A 10,405-nucleotide genomic window follows, 5' to 3' on the forward strand; every position below is an offset into this window, starting at 1 on the left:
CCTCCGTCACGCCAAGGCGTAACGGAAGACCGAACAACCACCCGCTTCACAGACCCATACATGGGTCTGAAAGCGGCGTTGTTCGGTCGCCCGACAGTCGATCAAATGCTCGGTAAAAGCTACAAATGTTAAAGCTTCAAATTGCATCTATATAAATTCCTTCGCTCGGAAATCAGCCTCTTTCGATGAACAAGCGTCCCGACTGAGCTCCGGGACGCTTCATTTCCCTGCTACGCCTCCAAAACAGACGCTGGCCGCTTCTCGCTTTGTGCGGATGGAGCAAAATCGTACTTCTTTTCCACATAGACTTGATGCCAAACCATAAACGCCAAGACCGTCCACAGCTTGCGGCTATGGTCCGCCTTGTGGCGGGCATGTTCATCCAGCAGCCGATAGAGCACGTCCTTATGGAACAGATGATCGGTTTCGCTTTCGTTGATGAGCTGTCTCGCCCAGTCATACATTTCGTTTTTCAGCCAGTGGCGAATCGGCACGGGAAACCCTAATTTTTTCCGGTTTAACACATGATCCGGTACGATGCCCTCAGCCGCTTTGCGCAAAATATATTTCGTCGTGCCGTTGGCTGTTTTCATGTTAGGGGCGATTTGCCTAGCAACCTCAAATACCTTTTTGTCTAAAAAGGGAACGCGCAGCTCAAGCGAATGGGCCATCGTCATTTTGTCCGCTTTGACTAAAATATCGCCCCTTAGCCATGTATGAATATCAATATACTGCATCCGGTTGACGGGTGGGTCATGAAGCGTTTCGCGGTAAAAAGGAGCCGTCACCGCCGTATATTCGCGCCCCTCTTGGTACGTGTTGAGCAACGCCGCTTTTTCCTTTTCGCTATAGATTTTCGCATTGCCGACATACCGTTCTTCAAGCGGCGTCGTTCCGCGCTCCAAAAAGCTTTTTCCTTTCATTCCGTCCGGAAGCATCTTCGCGATCACCCGCAACACCGCTTTTACGATGTTTGGCATGCGCGCAAACAGCCGCAACGACTCTGGTTCGCGGTAAATGTTGTAGCCGCCAAACAGCTCGTCCGCCCCCTCGCCGGAAAGCACAACCGTGACGTGCTTTCTCGCCTCACGAGCGACAAAATACAGCGGCACAGCCGCAGGATCGGCAAGCGGATCGTCCATATGCCACATAATTTTCGGCAACTCTTCCATATACTCCTGCGGTGAGATGACATAGCTAATGTTGTCTACCCCAAGCTTCTCTGCGGTTTCTTTTGCGACATCGATTTCGCTGAACCCTTCCCGCTCAAACCCGACGGAAAATGTCTTCAGGTGCGGATGGAATTGTTTCGCGATGGCGACGATGAACGATGAATCAATACCTCCCGACAAAAACGCACCGACCGGCACATCGCTGCGCATATGGACGTTGACCGAATCAAACAGCGCATCGCGGATTTTCTTGACAAGCTCCTCTTCCGATTGGCGAATGGGCTCGAAGGATGCCTTCCAATAACGATGAATGGTGAGCGGTTTTCCGACTTGTTTCTTGAGATAATGCCCCGGCTCCAGCTTGCAAATGCCGGCCGACATCGTCAGCGGCTCAGGGACATATTGGAACGTTAAATAATGCTGCAGGGAATCGCCGTTTAGCGACTCCTGTTCCAGAGCGAGCAAGATGCTTTTCTTTTCCGAAGCGAAAAACGTGCGATCTCCTTGCTCCGCATAAAAAAAACGGCTTAATGCCGAACGGATCGCGCGCCGCAAACACCGTTTTCTCTTGCTTGTCCCAAATGACAAACGCAAACATCCCGCGCAGCTTTTCGACCGCTTTTTCTTTTTCGGCGCTGTAAAGGGCAACAATCACCTCAGTATCCGAATGCGTCGCAAACGAATATCCTTTCGCCGAAAGCTCCTCCCGCAATTCAAGATAGTTGTAAATTTCCCCGTTAAAAATGATCCAATAGCGGTCGTTTTCATAAGACAGCGGCTGATGCCCCGCCTCCAGATCGATGATGCTCAGCCGCCGAAAGCCAAAACTCACGTATTCATCAAAAAAATACCCCTCATCGTCGGGGCCGCGATGCGTAATCAGGCGGTTCATCTCCATCAACGTTGTTTTCCATGTTTGCTCAATCGCTCTCGGGCGATCATGAATACAGCCAATAAAACCGCACATGGCGATGATTGTCCCTCCACTTTGCTAAGAAGAATCCAAAAACAACACCAAAAACCTTTTTGTTTGAAACTAAAATGATTTATACAAAGACACTTTCATTCTATCGTACACAACATCAAGTTTCAAAAACAATCTGTTTCCATTTTTTCAGGAAAACTGCCGGCAAGATGTTCAGTTCCTCATAATATTAACGATAAAGTATGGAGAAAGTGTGAATTTCACCATTTTTGCACATCGATCTGTTACGATAAAAACACACACGTGTTACAAAGGAGTTGAGAATGGCTTGTTAGCGCTTATCCTTTTTTTGACTTTTCTCATCGTTTCCCTTTGTTTTGTTCTCTTGAGAAGACCTCTGAACGGGAGGATGGATCAACTGTCGCTCGGATTGTATATTTCCTGTTTCTTGCTATTGGCCGCCTCATTATCCTATTATGCAAGTTCGGCCCAGACAGGCGATGCCATCAAAGCCTTCATACAGAACAGAAACAGCAGAGAAACCAATCCGTCCCCCAGCAATCAAGCAAAGGAGGCGAATCGATCAGCTGCCTCTTCAAAGAAACAAGCGCTAAGGACATCCGTCCTGATTGACGCCCCTCTTTTGTCTCAGCTTCCGGAACTGCCGAGGGGATGCGAAGTAACCAGCTTGGCCATGCTCTTGAATCATGCCGGCATTCGCGTCGATAAGATGACGTTGGCGAAACAAATCAAGAAAAACCCTACTCCGTATCAAGTGCGGAATGGCCAAGTGTTTTACGGCCACCCAAATGAAGGGTTTGTCGGCGATATGTATACGTTATCGAAGCCTGGATACGGCGTGTACCATAAGCCGATCAAGCAGTTGGCTGAGCGGTACTTGCCGAACCAAATCATCGACTTAACAGGGCAATCGTTTGAGAACATCTATACATACTTGGCCAAAGGCGCACCGGTTTGGGTGATCACCAACACCACCTTTCGTCCTCTTCCTCCCTCTGCCTTTCGGGAATGGCAAACCCCGCAAGGCCCGATCAAAATCACGTACCGGGAACACGCGGTGCTCATTACGGGATATGATGAGCAGTATATTTATTTCAATGATCCATTGACCGCTGTCAAAAACCAAAAAGCGCCGAAACAAGACTTTATCGACGCTTGGGTTCAAATGGGACGGCAGGCGATTACCTACCACCGTTAGACATCGGTGAATCCGAATCGCTTGCCTTTTTTGAATTTACCGCAACCGTGCCGGGAACGTATTGGTATCATTCCCATCAAAAAAGCGCCGAGCAAGTGGACAAAGGACTGTACGGAACATTAATCGTAGAACCGAAAAATGAAGAAAAAGTCGATCGAGATTACACGCTTGTATTCGATGAATGAAAAGTGCCCCGTCATCACTTCGGGGCACCTTCCGTATGTTATTTCACATCATATCCTTGCTCTTCAATCGCTTCTTTCAGTTTTTCTACGCTGACCTTTGTTTCATCATACTCCACATCGACAGTTCCTTCTTGCAAATGCACTTCTACACGGCTGACGCCATCCAACGCTTGAAGGGCATTGGTCACCGCCGCTTTGCAATGTCCGCATGTCATTCCTTGTACTTGTAATGTAATGGTCATCGTCCATTCCTCCTTGAATGTTTATAGTTTCACGCGTTTCAAACGAAGCGCGTTGGCGACAACCGACACAGAACTGAATGCCATCGCCGCTCCAGCGATCCATGGCTCCAATAATCCGAAAGCGGCGACCGGAATGCCAATCGTATTATAAAACAACGCCCAGAACAGATTTTGCCGAATGTTTTTCATCGTTTGGCGGCTCAACTCAATGGCTTTCGGGATATGGCGTAAATCGCCGCCGACCAAGGTCACGTCCGCGGTCTCGATGGCGACATCAGCTCCTGTGCCAATCGCCATCCCAATATCCGCTTTGGCCAGAGCTGGAGCGTCGTTAATCCCATCGCCGACCATCGCCACACGTTTTCCTTGCTTTTGCAATTCCTCGACGATGTTCGCTTTGTTTTCCGGGAGCACCTCGGCGTACACATGCTCAATGCCGACTTCATTGGCGATCGCTTCCGCTGTCCGTTGATTGTCCCCTGTTGCCATATAGACATCGATGCCCATTTGTTTTAATGTTTGAATCGCTTCTTTCGAGCTTTCTTTCACCGTATCCGCGACCGCAATGATGCCGGCAAGCTGTCCATCGATGGCAACGAGCATCACTGTTTTCCCTTGTTTTTCAAGCTCTACCATTTTATCTTCATGCACAGAAATCGCTACAGAGCGTTCCTTCATCAATTTTCGCGTCCCAATAAGGATGCTTTTTCCGTCAATGACAGCTTCAATTCCGTGGCCGGTAATGGCGGAGAAGTGCTCCAATGGCTTCAGCGAAATCGCTTGTTTCTTCCCGTATTCAACAATCGCATGAGCCAGCGGATGCTCCGAAGCGCTCTCGGCGGAAACCGCATAATCGAGCATGTCCTCGCGGAAGGCCAGCACATCGGTGACTTCCGGTTTTCCTTTTGTCACGGTTCCTGTTTTATCGAGTAATACGGCATTGATTTGATGCGTTCTCTCTAGGTACTCACCTCCTTTAAAGAGAATTCCCTGTTCTGCCCCTTTGCCGGTGCCGACCATAATCGATGTCGGTGTGGCCAAACCGAGCGCACAAGGGCACGCGATGACAAGAACGGCGATGGCCGCCTCAAGCGCTTTCGCCAAATCACCCGGCGCAGCAAAGAAGTACCAGATCATAAATGCAACAACCGCAATTCCGACAACAATTGGTACGAAAATACCCGAAATGACATCCGCCATCCGCTGAATCGGAGCTTTCGAACCTTGTGCCTCTTCGACGATTTTAATGATATTGGCAAGTGCTGTATCTTTTCCTACTTTTTCTGCTCGAATGGTCAGCACCCCATTTGTATTCATGGTCGCTCCGATCACATAGTCGCCTTCCTTCTTATCAACCGGAATCGATTCACCGGTAATCATCGATTCGTCTACGGAAGAGGCGCCGGAGATGACTGTACCGTCCACCGGGATTTTTTCTCCTGGCTTGACAAGGATCGTATCGCCGATCACCACTTCCTCGAGCGGAACTTTCATTTCTTCCCCATTACGGATGACAGTAGCTTCCTTTGCCTGCAGGCTGACTAGCTTCGAGATCGCTTCGGTTGTTCGCCCTTTCGCAAGAGCCTCAACGTATTTTCCGACAAGCACAAGCGTAATCAAGACGGCGCTTGTTTCAAAATACAACCTTGGCATATATTGAGGATTCCCAAGCGTTCGCAACGCTTCATACAAGCTGTAAACGTACGCGGCCGATGTTCCAAGCGCTACTAGGACGTCCATGTTCGCGCTCTTGTTTCGCAACGCCCGGTACGCCCCGACATAGAAAGGACCGCCGATGTAGAACTGAACCGGTGTAGCGAAAAGAAGCTGGAACCACGGATTCATCAAGAGCTGCGGCATCGGCAAGCCCATATCAAACGGCATATGAGCCAGCATCGTATAAAGCAGCGGCAACGATAAGATGATAGAAATGGCAAGTTGCCGTTGTTTTTGTTTCAACCGCTCTTCTTTCCGGCCAGCATCGTCTTGTTCTTCGTTTCGAATTTGCCCCTTATACCCAAGCTTTTTGATTTTCTCTAAAATGTCTTCGACAGATGTAACACCCTCCTTGTATTCGACCACCGCGCTGTTTGTCGCCAAGTTGACAGCAGCGCTTGTCACACCTTCCATCCGATTTAACCCTTTTTCAATCCGCGTCGCACAGGCCGCACATGTCATTCCTTCAATATCAAGCGTCACTTTTTCCGTCGCAACGCCATACCCCAAATTCTCAATTTTCGTTTCGATATCGGCGATCGTTTGCTTCGATGGATCGTATTGAATCGTGGCTTTTTCCATGGCCAAATTGACATGGGCTTTGACGCCTTCCATCTTATTCAATACTTTCTCAATCCGATTGGCGCACGCGGCGCATGTCATGCCGGTCACCTTCAGCGTCACGGTTTTCGGCTCCCCCATTTCCCGTTTCCCCCCTTACTTCGAAAATTGTTTCATCACATCCATCAATTCGCGAATCGATTCGTCTCCGCTCCCTTCACGGATCGCTTTCGCCACGCAATGGCTCACGTGGCGTTCAAGCAGCTGCAGCCCGACTTGGTTCAACGCCGCTCTGATCGCAGAAATTTGCACTAAAATATCGATGCAATACCGATTGTCCTCCACCATTTTTTGCACCCCGCGCACTTGCCCTTCAATGCGCTTCAAGCGCTTGATGATGCGTTCGATTTCCTGTTCCGTTCGTGGAACCATTTTTTTATCCACATGATGATCTTCATAATGGTTCATCAAACATCACCTCTTTTCATTACATTATACCGGTAATGGGTATAAAACGCAACATAAGCTCCTTAATACAAATCATGCCCACCATCATCAAGCCAATTGTTCAGCTGACTCGGACTCATTGCCTACCGAAAGAAAAAGCGAACGGTGCTCACCGTCCGCTTTGGGCAATCCATTGAACAAACCGTTCGATCACCTGATCCAACAATTGGATCGTTGCTGCGTCCGTCAATTGCCCCGATTCATCGAACTTTTGGTTCACAAAATTAATCAATACCTCGTTCCCGGCAGGCGGCAACACTTTCGCAGCCAGCCCCGGGCTTTGCAAGATTTGGCGCAAATGAAGCTGGGCACGGATCGTTCCCATCATCCCTGTCGATACTCCGACAATCATCACGGGTTTATTGACCAACACTTTGTCCACACGCGACAGCCAATCTAGCGCGTTTTTCAGCACGCCGGGAACGGACCAATTGTACTCCGGTGTCACGATCAAAACCCCGTCCGCATCCGCCACTTGCCGCTTGAATGCCGCCACGACTTCGGGCGGATCGAGTTCATCGTCTTGATTGTAATGCGGCAGAGCGCCGATATCGGCAATGTCCAATTGGAATTTGTCTTTGTACCGTTCTCGCATAAACTCCGCTAATTTCCGGTTATATGAGTCTTTTCGCAAGCTTCCGACAAGAGCCACAATGTTCATCATTTTCGTCCTCCTTCAAATGGGGTTGATGGTCAATTTCCCCCGCAGCGCAAGGCGAGCGCGCATTCCCTTACTATTTTGCCATTCGATTCCATCAGCTGCCTTTTGCTTCAAATTCCCCTTGCGGTCATTCCCATTATAACTCTTCCCCGTTCGTCGCGATGACGTTTTGATACCAATCAAACGACTTTTTCTTTCTCCGCTCGAGCGTGCCGCTGCCGTCATCGTGTTTATCGACGTAAATCAACCCGTACCGTTTTGAAAACTCGCCGGTCGAGGCGCTCACGAGGTCAATGCAGCCCCATACGAGATAGCCAATCAATTCGACGCCATCGGCGATCGCTTCACGCGCTGCTTCGATATGACGGCGCAAATAGTCAATGCGGTAATCGTCGTGAATCGAGCCGTCTTCTTCCACTTTGTCATGCGCCCCAAGCCCGTTTTCCACAATAAAAAGCGGTACGCGATACCGATCGTACAACCGGTTTAAAATGATGCGCAGCCCTATAGGGTCGATCTCCCAGCCCCAGTCGCTCGCTTTAAGGAACGGGTTTTTCACCCCATCAAATACGCTGCCGGGGATGAGCTCATCATCCATCTTGTCTTTTTTCTGGGTGACGGACATATAGTAGCTTAAACCGATATAGTCGACCGTATGCTTCTTGATCAGTTCCAAATCCCCGTCGCGAATATCGAGTTTCACCCCGCGCTCGTCGAACACGCGTTTCATAAAGGATGGATACTCGCCGCGCACTTGCACGTCGGCGCAAAAGAAATTCAACAGCCGCTCCTCTTCAAGTGCATGCATGACGTTTTCTGGATTGCAGTCGTACGGGTACACGGGGGCGGCGAGAATCATGCAGCCGATTTTTGCGTCCGGAATGATCTCGCGGCACGCCTTCACCGCCAGGCTGCTGGCGACAAATTGATGATGGAACGCTTGAAACAACTCTTGATATTTCGTCTCTTCGCTTTCCGGCACAAATCCCATGCTCATGAGCGGAAAATGGAGCGCACCGTTTATTTCGTTAAACGTCAGCCAATATTTCACTTTATCTTTATAACGCTGGAAAATCACCTTGGCGTAACGTTCAAACAACGTTACCAGTTCGCGGCTCCTCCAGCCACCGTATTCTTTGGCCAAATGGAGCGGCATTTCATAATGGGAAATCGTCACCACCGGCTCAATCCCGTATTTATGTAACTCATCGAACACCCGATCATAGAAGGCAAGCCCTTCTTCATTTGGCTCAAGCTCGGTGCCGTTCGGGAAGATGCGCGTCCAGGCGATCGATAGGCGGAACGCTTTAAATCCCATCTCAGCAAACAGGGCTATATCCTCTTTATACCGATGGTAAAAGTCGATCGCTTCATGGTTCGGGTATGTATACTTCTCTTTATCAATGGCAAACTTTAGTCCTTTCTCTTTCAGCAGCTGCTGTCGTATTTTCCCTCCCGGAAGCACATCGGCAATGCTTACCCCTTTGTTTCCTTCGCCAAATCCTCCTTCGATCTGGTTGGCCGCCGTCGCTCCTCCCCATAAAAAGTTGGTGGGAAACGCCTCGTTCGTTGTAACCACTAGTCAGTCCCTCCTGTGCAAGTATGCCTCCCCACTAGCTTACCACAAACGCCGCTCCGCCTACACCGACGAATGCTTCGTTCCGCTGTTTCTTCTCCCCCATAAAAAACCATCCTTACAACGGGTGGTTGACATCGGAAGAAACACGAATCGTTTGCCTTTTCGTCAACTCCACATCGACCGTTAACAGCTCTTTTTTCTCCCAACTGACGAAACGGTCTTCCCATAACACGTGGCAAGAGTGAGCATTCATTTCAAGCACGATTTCCCTCGCCCCATCACAGGCAAAAATGACGCAATCCCCGATGTGGAACATAACGATCACCCTAGCCGAAAGACGATCCCGTGACCGCCTCTCGGATACTCCCAACGAATATTTTCATACGGACAGCCGATGCGGCAGCTGCCGCATTCATGGCAGCCTTCATAACCGACATGCATCCGCGTTCCCTCCCATTTATACACCGCCGCCGGGCAGAAAATCGTGCAAATTTTATCCGGGCATTTCGTCAGGCAAATGTCGTGGTCAAGGACGTGAAGGTGGGACTTCGTATCGGCATTAAAGCGGATTAAATATTGTTTTTCCTCAATCGTTGGCAAATGACTCATTATTTCATCACCTCCCCATACCTTGAACACATCACGCGCCAATTTGAGTTTTTCTTTCACCGAGCCAAGATCGCGCCAAATCTTTTTCTGTTTTTCCCATTTCGATGTCCCATCGACCGTAAACATGTGGCTGGCCGCCCGGTTGAGCAGCGGAATGTAGCGTTCAAAATATTGCGGGAACGCATCAAAATGACGGGTTGCATCTTTATACTTCTTCAAGTCTTGGACAATAAAGCTCTCCATCAGTTTCAGTCGATAATGGTCAAGCATGCTCTCCGAGAAATCGTTGTACGTTTTTGCCATAATGATCGTTTCGGCTGCCAGGCGTCCGGAAGTCATCGCCATGTTCGATCCTTCGCGGTGAATGGCATTGACGAGCTGAGCGGCATCCCCAACGACAAGCACACCGTCCCCGACCACTTTCGGCATCGAGTGGTAGCCGCCTTCCGGGATCAAATGCGCCAAGTACTCGACCGGCTCGCTCCCTTGGAGATACGGCCGGATCATCGGATGGTTTTTGACATATTCGAGCAGCTCGTACGGTTTGATTTTATGTTTGATCAGCCCGGAAAGCAGCGTGCCGACGCCGATGCTTAAGGTGTCTTTATTGGTGTATAAAAATCCGGTTCCTAATATGCCTTTTGTTGCATCGCCGAGCAGCTCGATCGTGCATCCTTGCTCCGGATCAAGGTTGAAACGTTCTTCGATCACTTTTTTATCGAGCTTGACAATGTCCATCACTGCGAGCGCGACTTCATCCGGCCGCCATTCACGGTGAAACCCGAGCTGTTTCGCCAAAAGCGAGTTCACGCCGTCCGCCAGCACGACGACATCGGCATACACCTCGCCGTCCGGGCGGTCGGTGCGGACACCGACGACGCGGCCTTTTTCAACGATGCATTCGAGTGCCACCGTTTCACAAACGAGCAACGCCCCTTGTTCGACTGCTTTCTCGGCAAACCATTGGTCAAACTTCGCCCGCAAAACGGTAAAGTTGTTGTACGGCTCGCAAATGATCCTCGAATGCCA

General features: G+C 49.7%; 10 protein-coding genes and 1 pseudogene. 2 read left to right on the forward strand and 9 right to left on the reverse strand.

The window, feature by feature from the left end:
• Positions 1–230: 230 nt before the first annotated feature.
• Complete coding sequence (asnB, locus tag I656_RS0117025) at positions 231–1,637, reverse strand: asparagine synthase (glutamine-hydrolyzing) (RefSeq protein WP_235048674.1); 1,407 nt, start codon at positions 1,635–1,637, stop codon at positions 231–233.
• Positions 1,564–2,139: an Asparagine synthetase [glutamine-hydrolyzing] gene (locus tag I656_RS19570; protein ID WP_020756872.1), complete on the reverse strand. Its 576-nt coding sequence runs from the start codon at positions 2,137–2,139 to the stop codon at positions 1,564–1,566. The genes asnB and I656_RS19570 overlap by 74 nt, the downstream gene beginning before the upstream one ends.
• Before the next feature lie 286 nt (positions 2,140–2,425).
• Here I656_RS19570 and I656_RS00510 point away from each other — a divergent pair, with 286 nt between their 5' ends.
• Positions 2,426–3,316, forward strand: coding sequence for a C39 family peptidase (locus I656_RS00510; protein WP_033006881.1), 891 nt, complete (start codon positions 2,426–2,428; stop codon positions 3,314–3,316).
• 29 nt (positions 3,317–3,345) lie between these two features.
• Positions 3,346–3,498: pseudogene (locus tag I656_RS18415) on the forward strand (multicopper oxidase domain-containing protein); the annotation flags it as partial.
• A 41-nt stretch (positions 3,499–3,539) separates the two neighbouring features.
• Here the strand turns inward: I656_RS18415 and copZ are convergent.
• The 7 genes from copZ to I656_RS0117030 form a co-directional block, all read right to left on the reverse strand.
• The gene (gene copZ / locus I656_RS00505; RefSeq protein ID WP_011230404.1) at positions 3,540–3,743 is read right to left on the reverse strand and encodes a copper chaperone CopZ; all 204 of its coding nucleotides are present in this window, start codon (positions 3,741–3,743) and stop codon (positions 3,540–3,542) included.
• Positions 3,744–3,764: 21 nt separating this feature from the next.
• Positions 3,765–6,161 carry a heavy metal translocating P-type ATPase gene (locus tag I656_RS00500; RefSeq protein ID WP_020756875.1) on the reverse strand — a complete coding sequence of 799 codons (2,397 nt, stop codon included), beginning with the start codon at positions 6,159–6,161 and terminating at the stop codon, positions 3,765–3,767.
• Between the two features lie 15 nt (positions 6,162–6,176).
• On the reverse strand, positions 6,177–6,488 hold the full coding sequence (locus I656_RS00495; RefSeq protein WP_013523213.1) for a metal-sensing transcriptional repressor: 312 nt from the start codon (positions 6,486–6,488) through the stop codon (positions 6,177–6,179).
• Positions 6,489–6,636: 148 nt separating this feature from the next.
• Complete coding sequence (locus tag I656_RS00490) at positions 6,637–7,188, reverse strand: NADPH-dependent FMN reductase (protein ID WP_033006883.1); 552 nt, start codon at positions 7,186–7,188, stop codon at positions 6,637–6,639.
• Between the two features lie 136 nt (positions 7,189–7,324).
• Positions 7,325–8,767, reverse strand: coding sequence for a glycoside hydrolase family 1 protein (locus I656_RS00485; protein WP_020756879.1), 1,443 nt, complete (start codon positions 8,765–8,767; stop codon positions 7,325–7,327).
• A gap of 115 nt (positions 8,768–8,882) precedes the next feature.
• Positions 8,883–9,083, reverse strand: a complete 201-nt coding sequence (locus tag I656_RS00480; RefSeq protein WP_033006882.1) for a hypothetical protein — start codon at positions 9,081–9,083, stop codon at positions 8,883–8,885.
• 5 nt (positions 9,084–9,088) lie between these two features.
• On the reverse strand, positions 9,089–10,405 hold a 1,317-nt coding region (locus I656_RS0117030; RefSeq protein WP_020756881.1), incomplete at its 5' end, for a 4Fe-4S dicluster domain-containing protein.

It is taken from the genome of Geobacillus sp. WSUCF1 (genome assembly GCF_000422025.1).
GTDB lineage: Bacteria > Bacillota > Bacilli > Bacillales > Anoxybacillaceae > Geobacillus > Geobacillus zalihae.

Excerpts from the sequence above, each read along its gene's own strand:
- I656_RS19570 (WP_020756872.1), bottom strand. The coding sequence starts at position 2,139 with ATGTGCGGTTTTATTGGCTGTATTCATGATCGCCCGAGAGCGATTGAG.
- copZ (WP_011230404.1), bottom strand. The coding sequence starts at position 3,743 with ATGACCATTACATTACAAGTACAAGGAATGACATGCGGACATTGCAAA.
- I656_RS00500 (WP_020756875.1), bottom strand. The coding sequence starts at position 6,161 with ATGGGGGAGCCGAAAACCGTGACGCTGAAGGTGACCGGCATGACATGC.
- I656_RS00495 (WP_013523213.1), bottom strand. The coding sequence starts at position 6,488 with ATGAACCATTATGAAGATCATCATGTGGATAAAAAAATGGTTCCACGA.
- I656_RS00490 (WP_033006883.1), bottom strand. The coding sequence starts at position 7,188 with ATGAACATTGTGGCTCTTGTCGGAAGCTTGCGAAAAGACTCATATAAC.
- I656_RS00480 (WP_033006882.1), bottom strand. The coding sequence starts at position 9,083 with ATGTTCCACATCGGGGATTGCGTCATTTTTGCCTGTGATGGGGCGAGG.